Origin of the sequence: Streptomyces sp. NPDC002232 (genome assembly GCF_042890295.1) — a bacterium.
Lineage (GTDB): Bacteria > Actinomycetota > Actinomycetes > Streptomycetales > Streptomycetaceae > Streptomyces.
In genome coordinates, this window is sequence record NZ_JBIARV010000003.1 from 974,216 (window position 1) to 991,251 (window position 17,036).

The 17,036-nt window shown below is 73.9% G+C and carries 16 protein-coding genes; 9 read left to right on the top strand and 7 right to left on the bottom strand.

The annotated features are described in order from the left end of the window. The first annotated feature begins 95 nt into the window (after positions 1-95). Both ACFYXU_RS16800 and ACFYXU_RS16805 read left to right on the top strand, forming a co-directional pair. Positions 96-1,634: an SDR family oxidoreductase gene (locus ACFYXU_RS16800; protein ID WP_376507842.1), complete on the top strand. Its 1,539-nt coding sequence runs from the start codon at positions 96-98 to the stop codon at positions 1,632-1,634. Then, positions 1,618-2,868 carry an FAD-dependent oxidoreductase gene (locus ACFYXU_RS16805; protein ID WP_389405713.1) on the top strand — a complete coding sequence of 417 codons (1,251 nt, stop codon included), beginning with the start codon at positions 1,618-1,620 and terminating at the stop codon, positions 2,866-2,868. Before ACFYXU_RS16800 ends, ACFYXU_RS16805 begins: the two co-directional genes overlap by 17 nt. Positions 2,869-3,011: 143 nt before the next feature. Here ACFYXU_RS16805 and ACFYXU_RS16810 read toward each other — a convergent pair whose 3' ends face one another. Then, a complete protein-coding gene (locus tag ACFYXU_RS16810) occupies positions 3,012-3,551 on the bottom strand; it encodes a sigma-70 family RNA polymerase sigma factor (RefSeq protein WP_329857698.1) in 540 nt (179 codons plus the stop codon). 317 nt (positions 3,552-3,868) lie between these two features. On the opposite strand from ACFYXU_RS16810, the gene ACFYXU_RS16815 reads away from it, so the two are divergent. The 5 genes from ACFYXU_RS16815 to ACFYXU_RS16835 all read left to right on the top strand — a co-directional run bounded on the left by ACFYXU_RS16815 (position 3,869) and on the right by ACFYXU_RS16835 (position 9,693). Next, a complete protein-coding gene (locus ACFYXU_RS16815) occupies positions 3,869-5,242 on the top strand; it encodes a cryptochrome/photolyase family protein (RefSeq protein WP_376507840.1) in 1,374 nt (457 codons plus the stop codon). Between the two features lie 191 nt (positions 5,243-5,433). Continuing rightward, positions 5,434-6,690: an NAD(P)/FAD-dependent oxidoreductase gene (locus ACFYXU_RS16820; protein ID WP_376507838.1), complete on the top strand. Its 1,257-nt coding sequence runs from the start codon at positions 5,434-5,436 to the stop codon at positions 6,688-6,690. Between the two features lie 59 nt (positions 6,691-6,749). Further along, positions 6,750-7,499 carry a DUF1365 domain-containing protein gene (locus ACFYXU_RS16825; protein WP_389406432.1) on the top strand — a complete coding sequence of 250 codons (750 nt, stop codon included), beginning with the start codon at positions 6,750-6,752 and terminating at the stop codon, positions 7,497-7,499. Next, positions 7,496-8,863, top strand: a complete 1,368-nt coding sequence (locus ACFYXU_RS16830) for a class I SAM-dependent methyltransferase (RefSeq protein ID WP_376507837.1) — start codon at positions 7,496-7,498, stop codon at positions 8,861-8,863. Before ACFYXU_RS16825 ends, ACFYXU_RS16830 begins: the two co-directional genes overlap by 4 nt. Then, positions 8,860-9,693 (top strand): DUF1295 domain-containing protein, encoded by an 834-nt coding sequence (locus ACFYXU_RS16835; RefSeq protein WP_389405712.1) that lies wholly within the window; start codon positions 8,860-8,862, stop codon positions 9,691-9,693. The genes ACFYXU_RS16830 and ACFYXU_RS16835 overlap by 4 nt, the downstream gene beginning before the upstream one ends. On the opposite strand, the gene ACFYXU_RS16840 is transcribed toward ACFYXU_RS16835, so the two are convergent. Together ACFYXU_RS16840 and ACFYXU_RS16845 are read right to left on the bottom strand one after the other, a co-directional pair. Then, on the bottom strand, positions 9,675-10,736 hold the full coding sequence (locus ACFYXU_RS16840) for a MerR family transcriptional regulator (RefSeq protein ID WP_389405711.1): 1,062 nt from the start codon (positions 10,734-10,736) through the stop codon (positions 9,675-9,677). The genes ACFYXU_RS16835 and ACFYXU_RS16840 overlap by 19 nt on opposite strands. 90 nt (positions 10,737-10,826) lie before the next feature. After that, positions 10,827-12,737 (bottom strand): hypothetical protein, encoded by a 1,911-nt coding sequence (locus ACFYXU_RS16845; protein WP_389405710.1) that lies wholly within the window; start codon positions 12,735-12,737, stop codon positions 10,827-10,829. A 109-nt stretch (positions 12,738-12,846) separates the two neighbouring features. Between ACFYXU_RS16845 and ACFYXU_RS16850 the strand changes: the two genes are divergently transcribed. Together ACFYXU_RS16850 and ACFYXU_RS16855 are read left to right on the top strand one after the other, a co-directional pair. Next, positions 12,847-13,338 carry a DUF2975 domain-containing protein gene (locus tag ACFYXU_RS16850; protein ID WP_376507833.1) on the top strand — a complete coding sequence of 164 codons (492 nt, stop codon included), beginning with the start codon at positions 12,847-12,849 and terminating at the stop codon, positions 13,336-13,338. Then, positions 13,338-13,550 carry a helix-turn-helix transcriptional regulator gene (locus ACFYXU_RS16855; protein ID WP_329857683.1) on the top strand — a complete coding sequence of 71 codons (213 nt, stop codon included), beginning with the start codon at positions 13,338-13,340 and terminating at the stop codon, positions 13,548-13,550. Before ACFYXU_RS16850 ends, ACFYXU_RS16855 begins: the two co-directional genes overlap by 1 nt. A gap of 77 nt (positions 13,551-13,627) precedes the next feature. Here the strand turns inward: ACFYXU_RS16855 and ACFYXU_RS16860 are convergent, their stop codons facing one another. The 4 genes from ACFYXU_RS16860 to ACFYXU_RS16875 form a co-directional block, all read right to left on the bottom strand. Continuing rightward, the gene (locus tag ACFYXU_RS16860; protein WP_376507832.1) at positions 13,628-14,395 is read right to left on the bottom strand and encodes an SDR family NAD(P)-dependent oxidoreductase; all 768 of its coding nucleotides are present in this window, start codon (positions 14,393-14,395) and stop codon (positions 13,628-13,630) included. 137 nt (positions 14,396-14,532) lie between these two features. Beyond that, positions 14,533-14,913 carry a toxin Doc gene (locus tag ACFYXU_RS16865; protein WP_329857679.1) on the bottom strand — a complete coding sequence of 127 codons (381 nt, stop codon included), beginning with the start codon at positions 14,911-14,913 and terminating at the stop codon, positions 14,533-14,535. A 3-nt stretch (positions 14,914-14,916) separates the two neighbouring features. Continuing rightward, positions 14,917-15,165: an antitoxin MazE7 gene (locus tag ACFYXU_RS16870; protein WP_361398083.1), complete on the bottom strand. Its 249-nt coding sequence runs from the start codon at positions 15,163-15,165 to the stop codon at positions 14,917-14,919. Between the two features lie 180 nt (positions 15,166-15,345). Further along, the gene (locus ACFYXU_RS16875; protein ID WP_389405709.1) at positions 15,346-16,974 is read right to left on the bottom strand and encodes a hypothetical protein; all 1,629 of its coding nucleotides are present in this window, start codon (positions 16,972-16,974) and stop codon (positions 15,346-15,348) included. Between the last annotated feature and the right edge of the window lie 62 nt (positions 16,975-17,036).

Here is a 17,036-nt window from a genome sequence, read left to right on the forward strand (position 1 = left end):
CCGGAGGGCGACAGGCGCATCCTCGGGGCGGGTTGGCGGCGAAGCATTCCCAGAGGTGCACACCGCCCACGTCCGACGGAACGGAACACTCCACCATGGCCACGTCCTCGACCCCGCCGGCCGTCCTCCGCTGCCTCGTCACGGGCGCCGGCGGATACATCGGCGGCCGGCTCGTCCCCGAGCTCCTCGAGCAGGGACACCGCGTCCGCTGTCTCGCCCGGCATCCCTACAAACTCGCCGACTTCCCCTGGGTCGAGCAGTCGGAGGTCGTCCAGGGGGACGTCACCGACGCCGAGAGCCTCAGGCCGGCGATGCGCGACATCGACGTCGCCTACTACCTCGTCCACTCCATGACCTCCACGGCCGACTTCGAGCGGGCCGACCGTGACGCCGCGCGCAACTTCGCCGCCGAGGCCCGCGCGGCCGGAGTGAAGAGGATCGTGTACCTGGGCGGACTCGTCCCGCCGGACATGCCCCCGCACGAACTCTCCCCGCACCTCCGCTCCCGGACCGAGGTCGGCCGCATCCTGCTCGACTCCGGCGTCCCCACCACCGTCCTGCGCGCCGCCGTCGTCATCGGCTCCGGCTCGGCCTCCTTCGAGATGCTCCGCTACCTGACCGAACGTCTCCCGGTGATGGTCACCCCCAGCTGGGTCGGCACCCGGGTCCAGCCCATCGCCGTACGGGACGTGCTCCGGTACCTCGTCGGCAGCGCGCGGATGCCGGACGACGTCAACCGGACCTTCGACATCGGCGGCCCCGACCTCCTGACGTACCGCGACATGATGATCCGTTACGCCCAGGTCGCCGGACTGCCCCGCCGGCTCATCCTCTCCGTTCCCATGCTCACCCCGCGTCTCTCCAGCCACTGGATCGGACTCGTCACGCCCGTGCCCGCCTCCTTGGCACGGCCCCTCGCCGAGTCCCTGAAGTACGAGGTCGTCTGCTCCGAGGACGACATCAAGCGGTACGTCCCCGACGAGGCCGGCTCCCCGCTGACCTTCGACCGGGCCCTGAAGCTCGCGATCCAGCGGGTGCGCGACGCCCAGGTCGTCACGCGCTGGTCCTCCGCGTCCCTGCCCGGGGCGCCCAGCGACCCGCTGCCCACCGACCCCGACTGGGCCGGCGGCAGCCTCTACACCGACAGCCGCTCCCGCACCGTCGACGCCGGGCAGGCCGCGCTGTGGCGCGTCATCGAGGGCGTGGGCGGCGAGAACGGCTGGTACTCCTTCCCCCTCGCCTGGGCGGTCCGCGGATGGTTCGACCGCCTCGTCGGGGGCGTGGGCCTGCGCCGCGGCAGAAGGGACGCGGAGCGGCTCCGGGTCGGCGACGCACTGGACTTCTGGCGGGTCGAGGAGATCGAGCGGGGACGGCTGCTGCGCCTGCGGGCCGAGATGCGGCTCCCCGGCCTCGCCTGGCTGGAGATGGTCGCGGACCGCGACGAGGAGGGACGCACGTGCTACCGGCAGCGCGCCCTCTTCCACCCTCGGGGCCTGGCCGGACATCTGTACTGGTGGAGCGTCGCCCCGTTCCACGCCGTGGTGTTCGGCGGCATGGCGCGGAACATCGCCCGCACCGCGGAGAAGACCGTCACGACGGACACAGAGGAGCACACCCGTGACCGAGTCGGCTGAGGAGAGCGTGGACGTCGTGATCGTCGGAGCCGGTGCGGCGGGCCTGGCCTGCGCCGCCGACCTCTGCGCGGCGGGGCTCTCCGTCCGGCTCCTGGAGGCGGACACGGCCCCCGGCGGCCGGATGCGCACCGACCGCGTCGCGGGCTTCACCGTCGACCGGGGATTCCAGGTGTTCAACACCTCGTACCCGCAGGTCAAGCGGCGGCTCGACCTGCGGCGGCTGCGGCTGCGCCCCTTCACCCCCGGTGTCCTCGTGTCGACGCCGGACGGGATCCGCCGCTACGCCGACCCCACCCGGGACCCGCGGCGCAGCGGTGACCTGCTCTCCGGCCGGGCGGGCTCGCCCCGGGACCTGCTCGCGGCGGGCGTGCTCTCGGCGCGCGACATGCTGGAGCCCGCGGCCCTGCTGCGCTCCCGGACCGACACCACCACCCGTACCGCACTGGCGCGGGCCGGGGTCTCCGATGCCATGGTGGAGACCTTCTTCCGGCCCTTCCTGTCCGGAGTCTTCCTGGAGGAGGAGCTCGCCACCTCGTCCCGCGTCTTCCACCTCGTCTGGCGCACCCTCCTGCGCGGCACGCTCTGCCTGCCGGCGGACGGTGCCGAAGCCGTCCCCGCCCAGCTCGCCGCGGGCCTCCCGGCCGGCGTACTGGCGACGGAGTCGCCCGTCGACCGCCTCACTGCCGGGGGAGTGCGCCGGGCCGACGGCACCGCACTGACGGCCCGGGCCGTGGTCGTCGCCACCGGAACCCGCGCGGCGGCCCGTCTGCTCCCGGGCCTGGACGTGCCCGCCGGACGCACCGTGAGCACGGTCTACCACGCGGCCGAGGAGTCGCCGCTGACCGAACCCACGCTCGTCGTGGACGCGCGGCGCCGCTTCCTGAACACCTGCGTCCTCACGGAGGTGCAGCCCGGATACGCCCGGGACGGCCGCGCCCTCGTCGCGACCTCGGTGCTCGGAGAGCTGCCTCCCGAGCGGGACGCCCGGCTGCGGGCGGCCCTGGCCGAGGTGTACGGGACGGACACGCGCTCCTGGGAGACGGTCCACCGGATCACGGTGCCCGACGCCCTGCCGGCCATGCCGCCCCCGCACCCCCTGACGCGCACCACCCGGCTCGAAGGCGGCCGCTACGTCTGCGGCGACCACCGGACCACCGGTTCGCTCCAGGGCGCCCTCGCCTCCGGGGCCCGGGCCGCGCGGGAGGTCCTGGCCGACCTCGGACGGGGCGTCTGACTCCCGTGCCCGGCGGGGCGGCGCCGGGGCCGGTCACCCGGCCCGTCACCCGCCGGGCGCGTGCCCAGACCGACAGGGGGTGGACCCTGCCGGGCGGCCCCGGTGCGACGCCCGCGCGGCGCGGACCGTGCCGTACGACCGGCTCAGGCCGGGGCCTCCATCACGTTCCGCAGGGTCAGGATGCCGCGGCGGATGTGGCTCTTCACGGTGCCGAGCGGGAGCCCCGTCTCCCGGGCGATCTGCGCCTGCGTCATGTCCCCGTAGATCGTCATGCCGACCAGGCGCCGCTGGACGGGTGAGAGGAACGTCAGCTTCTGCAGCACCATGACCCGGTCGAGGGCGCGCTCGCTCTCGTCGCCGCTGAAGTGCCGGACCGCGTCCTCCTGCCGACGGGCCACGGCCCGCTCGGTGTCCGTGCGTCGCGTGCGCCCCGCCAGGGCGTCGACGATGACGTGACGGGTGATCCCCACGATCCAGCCGGTGAGGGTGCCGCGCTCGCTGCGGTACCCCGCGCGTCCTCGCCAGGCGGCGAGGAAGACCTGCTGCGTGACGTCCTCCGCGTCCTGGACGTTCCCGAGGGAACGCCAGGCGAGCGTGTGGACCAAGGGGCCCAGCTGCTTGTACGCCGCAGCGAGCGCTTCCTCGTCCCCTGCGGCGAACCGGGCGGCGATGTCGGCGTTCATGGCTTGCTCCTCAGTCGGAAGGGCACCCATCCGCAACGAACCTCCACCGAAACGGTGGCGGATGACAATTCGCATCGAAACCGCATCGAAATGAGCTGCGTCGAAATCTGCCCTGCCGAAGCCCCTCCCGAAGCCCCTGCCGAAGCCCCGGCAGACGGCCCCCGCCGGTGTCTGCCGAGGTGCTTGCCGTGCCCGGTGGCGGACACGTGCCCCCGGGCCGCATCCGACCGGGCCGCGGTCACGGAAGCAACCTCCAGCCCAGTGCCCGGCCGGCTGGGCTTCCTCGCACGTTCGACGGCCGTCACCGGGAGTTCGTCATGACTGTTTCCGTGGTCCTCTTCACGTCGGACCTGCGGGTTCACGACCATCCGCCGTTGCGGGCCGCCACGGAAGGCGCGCACGAGGTCGTGCCCCTCTTCGTCCGGGATCCCGCGGTCGACCGGGCGGGCTTCGCGGCGCCCAACCGGCTGGCCTTCCTCGCGGACTGCCTCGCCGACCTGGACCAGGGCCTCGCGGACCGGGGCGGCCGGCTCGTCGTGCGCAGCGGGGACCCGGTCGCCGAGGTCAGCGCCGTGGTCCGGCAGGTCCAGGCCGACGAGGTCCACGTCGCGGCCGGGCACTCCGCCTTCGCCCAGGCCCGCCAGGAGCGGCTCCGGCACGCGCTGGAGGCCGACGGCTGCCGCGTCTACGTCCACGACGCCGTGACGACCGTGGTGGCGCCCGGCGACGTCACCCCGCAGGGATCGGACCACTACGCCGTCTTCACGCCCTACTACCGGCGCTGGTCCGACGAGCCGGTGCGCAGGCCGTTCCCGGCCCCGCGCGAGGTCAGGGTGCCGACCGCGGTGCGCTCGGAGAAGCTCCCGGCGCGCTCCTCGGTCTCCGGGGTGTCGCCCGGCCTGGCCGTCGGGGGCGAGAGCGAGGGCCGCAAGCGGCTCACGTCCTGGCTGAGCCGGCACGTCGACGGCTACGAGGAGCTGCACGACGACCTCGCCGGCGACGCGACCTCCCGGCTGTCGCCGTACCTGCACTTCGGGGCCCTCTCGCCCGTCGAGGCCGTGCACCGCGCGCGGACGCGCGGCGGATCGGGCGCCGAGGCCTTCATCCGGCAACTGTGCTGGCGGGACTTCTACCAGCAGGTCCTGGCCGCCCGGCCCGGGGCGGCCGTCGACGACTACCGCCCCCGCCACGACGGCTGGCGCCGGGGCGCCGACGCGCGGGCCGACCTGGAGGCCTGGCGCGAGGGCAGGACCGGATACCCGATCGTCGACGCGTCGATGCGGCAGCTCGCCCACGAGGGGTGGATGCACAACCGGGGCCGCCTCATCACCGCGTCCTTCCTGACCAAGACGCTCTACATCGACTGGCGGGAGGGCGCGCGCCACTTCCTCGACCTCCTGGTGGACGGCGACGTGGCGAACAACCAGCTGAACTGGCAGTGGGTCGCCGGCACGGGGACCGACACCCGGCCCAACCGCGTCCTCAACCCGGTACGGCAGGCCCAGCGCTACGACCCGGACGGCCGCTTCGTGCACCTCTGGGTCCCCGAACTCGCCGACCTCCCGGCGCCCACCGTGCACCAGCCCTGGACCCTCACCGGCCTGGACCGCGCCCGGTTCGACTACCCCGACCCGCTCGTCGGGCTCGCGGACGGTCTGGCGCGCTTCCGGGAAGCGCGCGAGGCGGGCTGACCGGCAGCCGCGGCGGCGACACGGGGCCCGCCCCTCCCCGTACTCGAATTCGATGCGAAAGCGATGCGAGTTGTCGCGAAGAGTCGGCCGGAAGGAGCCTGGACACAGCCCGGACGGGTGACGGACGGCTCGACACCGACGCACCCGATCTCGCGTCCGCGAGACCTGGGTGGAGAGGAGGGGCGTAGTACATGAACCGCCGCAGTATCGCCGTGGTGGGGGCGGGAGTGGCCGGCCTGACGGCCGCCCACCTCCTGGCCCGCGTCCACGACGTCACCCTGTACGAGGCCGACGGACGCCTCGGGGGTCACGCCCACACCCACGAACTGCCCCTCCGCGAGGGCGGGACCGTCCGGGTCGACTCGGGCTTCATCGTGCACAACGAGCGGACCTACCCGCACCTCCTGCGCCTCTTCCGCGAGCTCGGCGTGGAGACCCAGGACGCGGAGATGAGCATGTCCGTCCGGTGCGACGGCTGCGGCCTGGAGTACGCCGGGGCCCGCGGGCCGCGCGGTGTGCTCGGCGGCGGCAACCTCCGGCGCCCCTCCCACCTCCGCATGCTCGCGGCCGTCCCGCGCTTCCACCGCGCCGCCCGCCGCGTCCTGGAGTCCGGAGACGGGACGACGACGTACGGCGACTTCCTCCGGAGCGGGCGCTTCACGCCCTACTTCGTCGGCCACTTCGCGATCCCGCTCGTCTCGGCCGTCTGGTCCTGCGCCCCCGACACCGCGCTCCGCTACCCCGCGGCGTACCTCTTCCGCTTCCTCGACCACCACGGACTGCTGTCGGTGACCGGTTCCCCGCAGTGGAAGACGGTCACCGGAGGCTCCGCCGCCTACGTCGACCGCGTCGCCAAGCAGATCACCGCCGTCCGGACCGCCACGCCCGTCCGCACCGTCGTGCGCGGCGCCGACCACGCCCGCGTCGTCACCGAGGACGGCGACGAGACCACCCACTCCGCGGTCGTCCTGGCCCTCCACCCGGACCAGGCACTGCGGCTGCTCGCCGACCCGACCCCTCAGGAACGGCGCGTCCTCGGCGCGTTCACCTACTCCCGGAACCCCACCGTGCTGCACCGGGACCCCACCCTCCTGCCGAGGAGCCCGCACGCGAGGGCCTCCTGGAACTACTGGCTCCCCTCCTGCGCCGCCCGCCCCGGAGCCGTCCAGGTCAGCTACGACATGAACCGCCTGCAACGACTCACCTGCGACGAGCCCCACATCGTCACCCTCAACCCCGGGACCCGGGTCGACGATTCCACCGTGCTGGCCCGCATGACCTACGAACACCCCGTCTACACCCCCGAGTCCGTCGCCGCGCAGGCCGAACTCCCGGAGCTCAACACCCCCGTCACGGCCTACGCGGGCGCCTACCACGGCTGGGGATTCCACGAGGACGGCTGCCGGTCGGGAGCCGAGGCGGCCCGGGCGCTCGGAGTGGACTGGTGACCGGGAAGCGGGCCGCGTCCCCGGCCGGACCGGACGCCGCCGCCCAGCCCGCCGGGGCCGTGAGCGGCGAGGCCTTCCCGCAGGTGCCCGCCCTCTACCCCGGAGAGGTCGCGCACACCCGCGTGACCCCTCTGCGGTACGGGCTCCGCCACCGCACGTACTTCTGGCTGGTCGACATCGACGAGCTGCCCGCACTGCCCCGCCTCCTGCGCCCCCTCGCCCGCTTCGACCCCCGCGACCACTTCGGCGGCGCCGCGCCCACCCTGCGCGCCGGCGTCACCGCCTTCCTCACCGCCAACGGCGTGACCGAACCCCTCGGCAACGTGCTGATGCTCTGCCACGCGCGGGTCCTGGGACACGTCTTCAACCCCCTCACCCTGTACTGGTGCCACGGCGAGGACGGACGCCTCGTCCGCGTCGTCGCCGAGGTGCACAACACGTACGGGGAGCGCCACTGCTACCTCCTGAGTCCCGACCCCCAGGGCGTCGACGAGGTCCCCAAGGACTTCTTCGTCTCACCGTTCTTCGACGTCGAGGGCTCCTACCGCATGCGCCTGCCCCTTCCCGGCGACCGGCTGGACCTCACCGTCCAGCTCCGGCACGCCGACGGGTCCCGCCCGCTCACCGCCACCGTCCGCGGCACCCGCCGGCCCGCCGGGCCACGCACCCTCCTCGCCGTCGCCCTGCGTCACCCCTGGTCGACCGCCGCCGTCTCACTGGGCATACGTCTCCACGGAATCCGCCTCTACCTCAAGGGACTTCCCGTCCGGTCCCGGCCCACCGCTCCCACCCAAGAAGGAATGCTGTGACTCACCTGCCGCGCGCGGTCGTCATACCAGACGGTGCCAACAGCCTGTACCCCGTCGACGCCGAACGGTGGCCGGACGTCGCCCGCCGCCCCCGCGCCTCCGCGCTGCGCACGGCCGTCGCGCGCACGGTCGTGGACCGTGCCCTCGCCCGTCTGAACGTACGGACGATCACCCCGTACAACGCCTTCGCGCAAGCCCCGGCGCACGCGCCGACGCTGACGCTCCATGACCCCGAGGCCTTCTACCGGAGGATCGGCGTCGACGGCCTCATCGGCTTCGGCGAGTCCTACATGGCCGACGAATGGGACAGCGACGACCTCGTCGGACTGCTCACGGTCCTCGCCCGCAGCATGGACGAACTCGTCCCGGCGCCGCTGCAACGACTGCGCGGCGCCTGGGCACACCGGCGGCCTCCGCACGACCGCAACTCCCTCGACGGAGCCCGCCGGAACATCCACCGCCACTACGACCTGTCCAACGACCTCTTCACCCTGTTCCTCGACCCCAGCCTGACCTACTCGTCCGCGCTCTTCGCCTCCCTGCCCGCGCGGGACGCGGACTTCACCGCGGCCCAGCACCGCAAGATCGACCGGCTCCTCGACCTGGCCCAGGTCGGACCCGGCACCCGGCTCCTGGAGATCGGCACGGGCTGGGGCGAACTCGCGCTGCGCGCCGCCGCCCGCGGAGCCCGCGTGCGGACCCTGACGCTCTCGGCCGAGCAGAAGGCCCTGGCGACGGAGCGCATCCGGGCGGCCGGACTCGCCGACCGCGTCGACGTGGAACTCCGCGACTACCGCGAGGCGAGCGGCAGCTACGACGCCGTGGTCAGCGTGGAGATGATCGAGGCCGTCGGCCCCGAGTACTGGCCCGCCTACTTCACGTCCCTGCGCGAACTCCTGGCGCCCGGCGGCCGCGCCGTCCTCCAGGCCATCACGATGCCGCACGACCGCATGCTCGCCACCGCGCGGACCCACACCTGGATCAGCAAGTACATCTTCCCCGGCGGCCTCGTCCCGTCCCGCGAGGCCATCGCCCGGCACGGCTCCGAGGCCGGTCTCGACATCGTCCACGACACCGGACACGGCGAGCACTACGCCGAGACGCTCCGGCTGTGGCGGGAGAAGTTCCTGGCGGCGGGCGAGGACGTCGACGCGCTCGGCTTCGACCGTGTCTTCCGCCGCATGTGGGAGCTCTACCTCGCCTACGCGGAGGCCGGTTTCCGGGCCCGCTACCTCGACGTCCGGCAGCTCGTTCTCACCGAGTCCGTACACTCCGAGTCCGGACGGACCGATTTCGCACGTTCCGATGCCGGACGGTCCGACGCCCGACGGACCGGCGACGACGAGGGAGGGGCACCCGAGTGACCGTCATCGACACCGACGCCCTGCTGCTCCTGCTCGCGGCCTCGGCCGCCACGGCACTGGCCGTCATGCTGATCACCTTCGCCATCGGCAGCGCGAGGAACCTCCACCGGGTCGTCGACATCGCCTGGGGCGCCGCCTTCGCCGCCGTCGCCGTGGTCTGCTGGTTCCTCTCCGACGGATACGGAGACACGACCCGCAGGACCGTCGTCGCCCTCGCCACCGTCGTCTGGGGGCTGCGGCTCGCCTTCCACATCGCCCGGCGCGGCCGAGGACACGGCGAGGACCCGAGGTACGCGCGGATGCTGGACCGCGCCCGGGGGAGCCGTCGCCTCTACGCGCTCCGCACCGTCTATCTGCTCCAGGGCGCCCTGGTCTGGCTCGTGTCCCTCCCCGTCCAGGTCGCCTCGCTCGTCCCCGGGCCGCTCGGCGCCGCGGCCTACGCAGGGATCGCGCTCTGGGCCGCCGGAGTGACCTTCGAGGCGACGGGGGACCACCAGCTCGCCCGCTTCAAGGCCGACCCCGCGAACAAGGGCCGCATCATGGACCGGGGACTGTGGAGCTGGACCCGCCACCCCAACTACTTCGGCGACTTCCTCGTCTGGTGGGGCCTCTACCTACTGGCGTGCGCGTCCTGGCAGACCGCCGCGCTGACCGTGGTCTCGCCGCTGGTGATGAGCGGCCTCCTCATCTTCGGAAGCGGCAAGCGGCTCCTCGAGAACCACATGTCACAGCGGCCGGGGTACGCCGACTACCGTGCGCGGACCAGCGGCTTCTTCCCGCTCCCGCCGCGCCGCAAGGCCCGCCCGGACGCTCACGCGTCGGCCCCCTGACGCTGCTCCCCGTAGACGGTGGAGATCACCCCCAGCGCCTCGCGCAGCCCGCCCGGCCGCAGCATGCCGTCGCCGGGCGGCGGGCCGGCCCACCCGGGGCCCGCCAGGAGGACGAGCGGCGCCGTCCGGGCGCCGCGCAGCCCGAACGACAGACCCGCCAGGTGCCGGGCCAGGGCGTGACTCGCCGTCGAGCGCGCCTGTGACCACAGGACGACGACCGCGGGACCCGACCGGCGCACCGCCGCGTCCAGGGCCTCGGCGGGGACGGCACCGCCGAACATCCGGAAGGGCAGGCCCCGTTCGGCCAGGCCCGCGGCGAGGGCCTCCAACGGCAGGGTGTGGGCCTCGGCCGGCACGCACGCCAGGACGACGGGTGGCCCCTTCGCCGACGTGGTCCCGGCCACCGCGGCCCTCCGCAGAGCCGTGGAGACCTGCCACGACAGCAGGTGCTCGACCTCCACGTACCGGTCGCTCGACGACTCCCACTTGCGGCCCACGGCGTGCAGCGTCGGCACCATGACCTCCTCCCAGGCGGTGACGAGGCCGTGGTCGTCGATGACCTGCCGCAGCAGCACCTCCATGGAGGGGGAGTCCAGCCGGACCGCCGCACGGGCCAGTCCCCGGCACTCCTGCCGGACGTCGCCGAGGGGCAGCCCGTTCCCCGAGCCGGGCTGCCGCGCGGGCCGATGCGCCGACGGCTCCGCCTCGGGGACCGGCAGCGCGTCGTCCTCCTCCGGCGGGGCCTCGGCCGGGACGGCTACGAGCGGCGGGGCCTCGACCGGGACGGTCTCGATCTGCGGTGCCTCGGCGGGTTGACCGAGCACCACCCGCGCCGCCTCGCCGGGAGGCACTCCCGTCGCCGTCAGACGGCACATCTCCTCCAGGAGCGCGATGTCCGCCGGCATCCACCGCCGGTGCCTGCCGCTGGACCGGACCGCCGGGCCGATCCCGTACCGCTGCTCCCAGGAACGGACGGTGGTCGGGGAGACGCCGAGGCGCCGGGCTACGGCTCCGGTGGTCACGCCGTGGATCGTTTCGGCCATACCCTCACCCTACGCGCGGAACGCTGCGCGAACGACGCGAGCCGGACGCGCGCGGGACAGGGGGCGCTGCCGCTGATCCGTCTCCTCCGCTCACCCGGCTCCCCGGGCCGACGGGCTCGTCCAGCCGGGCAGCGACGAGCCGTCCGGGAGCCGTCCGCTGAGGCGGAACGGCGCCGGTGTGCCGGCGTGCGCGGCGAGGACCGGGCCCCGCGCTCCCGCGCTGACCGCCCCGTCCGCGCGGACGCCCACGACGCGCCTGCTGCCCGCGGCGAGCAGGTAGCGCGTGCCGCGCGGCGCCGACCAGAAGGCTCCGGCGAGAACGTCCTGCCCGAACCGGCCGCAGGCGGCGGTGTCGCGCACCGTCGTGACGGGGACGGTCCGGCCGGGCGGCTCCAGGGTGACGTCCACCCGCCCGCGGCCCTCCCAGGTGTCGGCGCGCGTGCAGACCCACAGGGCGCGGCCCGCCCTCTCGGGAAGCGTCTGTTCGGCGAACTCCCACCGGTTGACCGCACGGACGCCGCTGTCCCGCAGGGGCGGCAGGGAACAGGCCGCGTGCGACCAGGCGGCCAGGCCGAGCGGACCCGCCGCCTCGCGCGGCCGGCGCGCCGGTTGGCCCGGCACGGGCAGGGACGTCCAGGTGAGGTGGGCGGGGCTGAGTCCGCCCAGATCGACGAGGAGGAAGGCGTGGTCCTCCACGATGAGGGTCGACGAGCGCAGCTGGAGGGCCGGCACACCGCCGCAGCCTCCCGGCCCGGCCGCCCGCGCGCCGTCGCTCACGGGATCCGTGGTCCCGTCGGACGCGATCCGCAGGGGTTGGGCGGCGGTACGGGGATCCCGCAGGTCCCGCACACCGGCCTCCGCGATCCAGGGGGCGAGCAGGTACCGCGTCCGTCCTCCGGCCCGCGCCAGGACCACGGCCGCCGCGGTCGTCACGTCGCTGTCGTCGGCCCGCGTCTCCACGAGGGCCGGCCGGGCGCGACCCGTACCCGGCTCGGTGTAGCGGACGAGCGAGCGGCCCGTGTACAGGACGACGACCCTCGCTCCGTCGACCTTCCCCGCGTACAGCAGCGAAGGGGGCTCGGGCCCGGTCGTACGGGAGGAGCCGGGCGCCCAGGCGGCGACGGCCCTGCGGACGAGGTCCCGGTCGGACGCCAGGCCGCCGCGGGCCGGCCAGGCCGTGAAGTCGACCCGGGAGGTGTCGGCCCACCGTCCGGCCGGGACGCGCACCGGAGCCGGTGCGGCGGGGGCGGCGGAGACCGGAGGGCGCGGGGCGGGCGCGGACGGTGCGTCGAGGGCGACCGCCGCCGTCGCGCCGAGCAGGACCAGGGTGCCCGCGAGCGCGGCGAACCGGGCGCGTCTGCGGCGTCCGAGCAGGTCGGTGGGGCGCAGATGGACGGTGCAGGGATCGAACTCCGGCCCCCGCAGCAGTCCGGCCGTGCCGGGACCGCAGCTCGCGGCCAGCCGCTCGGCGCCGTTCGAAGCGCGCTCGGGATCGGGCACGCCGGCCGCGCGCAGCAGGGCGACGACGGAGGCCGGGGCGAGGCCTTCGAAGGCCGTCAGGGCGAGGGCCGCCCGTGTCGCGGGATCCGCCGCCGCGAGGGCGCGGTCCAGGGCGAGCTCGTCCGTGCCGCCGGCCCGGGGGAAGACGCGCAGGCCGAGCGCTCTCGGCAGGGCCACTCCGACCGACACCGTGAGCGGCGGCCGCAGGGCTCCCCGGACGACCCGCGCGCGGAGCCAGTCGTGCGCCGAGTCCTCCCCGCCGGCGTCGTGGCGTCCGGGGTGCGGCCCTCTCCTGCGCGCGAGGCTGCGCTGCACCAGCGCGTGGGCCGCGAGCACCCTGCGGTGGCGGCCGAGGGCCGGAGGCAGGATGAGATGCGCCAGCCGGACGAGCGCGGGGTAGTGCTCGACCAGCGCCGCTTCGGCCGCGTCCCGGGAGGGTGAGCGCGGGGCGGGTATGCGAGCGGTGCGGTCGGACGTGCCGTTCCTCTGGGAGACATGCATACCGGGAAAACGACCCCGCGCGGATGACGTCACCTCGGTTCTGCCCTCTGCTTGCTCCATCTATCGAAATTCGATAGATTCACATCGTGATTCGATGGAAGGAGGGGCCGTGGGGAAGCTGACAGTGCGCGCGCTGCGCGCCGTGCTCGCGGTGGTGTTCACGGGCACCGTGCTGGTGCAGATCATGATGGTGTGGGTCCTGGTGAGCGGAAACGACCAGGAGGAGGGGTCGCTGCCCCTGACCCCCATGCGTGTCATCGTGATCCTGGGCATGGTGGCGGCCCAGGTCGCCCTGGTCTCCGTGTGGCGGCTGGTGGCGATGGTGCGCAAGGGGACCGTGTTCTCCCATGCCGCCTTCCGGTACGTGGACCGCGTCATCGGGGCGATCGTGGCCGTCGCCCTGCTGTGGTTCGCCGTCACCGTCGTCAACGCACCCGGGCAGCGGGACGACCCGGGGGTCAGCGTCATCATGGGAGGGATCGCCCTCGCAGTCCTGGGGGTCGCGCTCATCGTGCTCGTGCTGCGCATGCTGCTGGCCCAGGCCGTCGCCCGCGACGTCGAAGCCACCCGCATGCGGGCCGAGTTGGACGAGGTCATCTGATGCCCATCGCCGTCGACATCGATGTGATGCTGGCCCGGCGGAAGATGTCCGTGGGCGAGCTCGCGGAGCGGGTGGGGATCACGCCCGCCAACCTGGCGGTGCTCAAGAACGGCCGCGCCAAGGCGGTGCGGTTCGCGACGCTCGCCGCGCTCTGCGACGCGCTGGAGTGCCAGCCGGGCGACCTGCTGCGCTGGGAGCCCGAGGAGGCGTGAGCGCGCGGCGCGCCGACACGGGCCCGCCCCCCGTCCGGTCTCGGACGGGGGGCGGGCCCCTCTTCGTGCCGCGAGCGTCAACTCCGCAGGTGTGAGGCGCCGTTGAGGTCGAGGATCGTCCCGGACGACCACGCGGCGGCGGGGGAGGCCAGCCACAGCACGGCGTCGGCGATCTCCTCGGTCGAGCCCACCCGGCCGAACGGGCTCTGCGCACGGATCGCCGCGCCCTCGGGGCCCTCCAGGCGCGGTGCGACGCGCTCGGTCGCGAAGAATCCGGGGGCGACGGAGGCGACGGCGATCCCGTGCGGAGCGAGCGAGACGGCGAGCGACTGGCCCAGGGCGTGCACGGCGGCCTTGGTCGCCCCGTACGCCGGGTGGTCGGGCTCACCCCGGAAGGCGCCCCGGGAACCGATGTTCACGATCCGGCCGCCCGTGCCCTGGTCGATCATGAGCCGCGCGGCGAGATGGCTCAGGTTCGCGGTGGCGAGCAGGTTCACCGCGACGTGTCGCTGCCACACCGCCACCCATTCCTCGTACGGCGTCTCGGCCAGCGGGTGGCGGACGTTCACCGCCGCGTTGTTCACCAGTACGTCGAGGCCGCCGAGCCCTTCCGAGGCCATCTCCACCACGGCCGCCGCCCCCGCGGGCTTCGACAGGTCGCCGCCGACCAGTACGTGCCCGGTGTCGGCCAGGGACTCCAGGGTCACGCGCGCATCGTCGGCACGGGACCCGAAGTGGACGGCGACCCGGTCCCCGTTCGCCGCGAACGCCTGAGCCACCGCACGCCCGAGCCCCCGCGACGCACCACTGACGAGCACGCGCCTGCCTGATGCGGGAAGATTCATGACGGTTCCTTTCGAAGGCGCCCAAAGGGGAGACCGTAACGCGTCCACCGACCCGTCGATCACCCACCCAGACGCCCCGCGCCGAGGTCAAGACGCAGCTCAGCCGTTCCCTCGCGCCGAGGACCTGGGGTCGCCGCCTACTGATCCTGGCGGAGGGACCGGAGGCGGTCCGCCGTGTCGTAGCTCGTGAGCCGCAGGCCCTGGATGTCGCGGATGAGATCGCGCCAGGGCTCGTACGAGGGGTCGACCCGGTGGCCGGACGCCTCCAGGTAGGCGATGGCGACCCCGTAGCCGTAGAGCTCGTTGCGCGTGGGCAGCGGGCGGAGCAGGACGCACTCCTGGAGGAAGACGGCGGCGCGCCAGAACGCGTCGGGGTCCGCCTGGTCGAGGTGCGGCGTGTTCACCCGGTGCCGGGCGGCCATGCCGGCCAGGACCGAGTAGTCGCTGACCGTGAGGTCCCTGCGGAGGATCTCCTCCTGGCGGTCGAGCAGCCAGCGGGCGTCGACGAGCAGCCGCACGGGTCAGGCCACCCGCTCGGTCTCGTGCTTGACGGGCGGCAGCCCGCCGAAGTCGGCGTCGAAGCGGCTCATCACGCCGGGAGCGCCGATGGCGCGCCGGAAGGCGCCGGTGGCGGTGTCGAGGAGCTGCTCGCGCTCCTTCTCGTCCGCGACGCGCTCCAGGTAGTCCTTCACGGACAGCCCGGCGGCGTCGGCGAGGGCCTTGAACCGGTCCCGCGTGGTCTCGTCGATCCTGACGCTCGTGTCTGGCATACGGGAAGTATGCCGCAGAGCATGCAGGCACCGCCAGGGGTCGGACGCCACGTGACGGGACGTCCCCCGCCGCCGCTCGCCCTCCCGCCCAGGGGCGGCCGGGCTCCCGGCGGCGGAACGCCGGGTGGCGACCGCCCGGCAGGGGGCTTCCCCCGCCGGGCGGCCGTCGTCCGAGGACGCTCAGCTGTCCGAGCGGAACGCTCCGTGGACCCGCAGGTTGCCCTGGATCGCGACCATCTCCTCGTTGATGTGCATGACCCAGGCCTCCCCGGTCCGGACGGACAGGAGCCGGTTGGCGTTCACCTTCCCCAGGAACAGGGACTCGCCGTGGACGAGGAGCGCGAACCGCTCGTGGTCCGTCGTCAGCTTGTCCCTGACCGTCAGGTCGCCCGCCGTCACCAGTCCACCGACGTCCAGGTTCCGCAGCGGACGGACATCGCCCCGGACGACGAGGTCACCGTCGACGGACAGGTCACCGCCGACGCCCACCCCGCCCGCGGCGCTCACCTCCCCCTGGGCGTCGAGCCTGCCGTGGACGACGAGCCGAGGGGGTCCGTCCTGCGTCTCCAGGACACCGTCGACGGTCAGCCCGCCCTGGAGGGTGAGGCGTTCCTTGACCTGGGCCCGGTGGCTGACCAGGTCGTTGAGGTCCGCCGTCCCGGCGGCGACGGTGCCCCACTGACGGTTCCCGGAGCCCTCGAACACGTTCACTCCGGCGGGCGGGAACTCGATCCAGCCGGCACTGCCGTCGCGCCCCTGCACCCACTTGGTGTGGATGCCGTTCAGGTCGGCCTTGTCGGCCGCGACCGTGCCCCACTCCCGCGATCCGTCCCTGCGGACGTCCACTCCGGACTGCGGGAACTCGATCCAGCCCTTGCCGGCGTCGTGGTCGCCCACCCACGTGGTGTTCACGGCGGTCGCGCTGACCTTGTCGGCCGTGACGGCGCCGGGCGTGTGGGCGTCGTCGTGGACCTGCACGCCCCGCGGGGTGAAGGTGATCCGCCCCTTGTCCGTGGTGCCCTCCGCCCACGGGGTGCGCAGCCCCTGCGTGGCGGTGACGCTGTCGAACTCGGGGTGGCGCAGGTGGACGGTGGTCGTGAGGAAGTAGCCCGGCTCCTGCTGCGGGGACCGCGAGGCGGCCACCAAGGTGTAGGTGGCGTCCCGCTTCGGCTCCTTGCCCGCCACCGGCGACCACTGCCATCCGGCCCCCGTGCGCTGCGGCACGGGCTCGGTGAGGCCGTCCGGGCCGTGGATCGTGTACGCCAGCGTGTCGGGTCCGTCCCACTGGAGGACGATGTCCCCGCCCGCGGCCACCAGGGTGTCCTTCGGGCGGAAGTTGCGCGGCACCCGGGGCAGCCGCTTCAGCAGACTCAGGGCGACCGGGTTCCGCTGGACCTTGGCGCCGTCCGCCGCCCGCTCGGTCACCTGGAGCAGGACCAGCCCCGGCTCGCCCGAGACCGGGAAGTCGTCCAGCACCAGGACGAGGGAACCGGCCTCCCTGAAGAGGGAGTTCGGCTGGGCGGTCACGGTGAGGACGCCGTTCTTGCCGTCCCACTCCACCGTCGGGTCCTTGCCCGGCTCCGTAGCGCTGTTCTGCGAGATCCGGGCCTTGACGGCCTCCGGATCGGACGTCAGGTCTCCGGCCTTGCCGCCGAAGGGCACGCGGACCTCGATCGAGCGCCAGTCCACCTCCCCGTTCAGGTTGGGGTTGGAGACGACGACGTAGACCGATCCCCGGGACTCCCGACCGGGCTCCGACGCCTGGAGCGGCGCCGGGTCGGTGAGGATGTCGTAAACAAGAGAAGCCACGGTTGGAACCCCCTGTTTCAGCTGTGCGGGCGCTCGCCCCCCACGGGCGCTGTCCCGTCTCC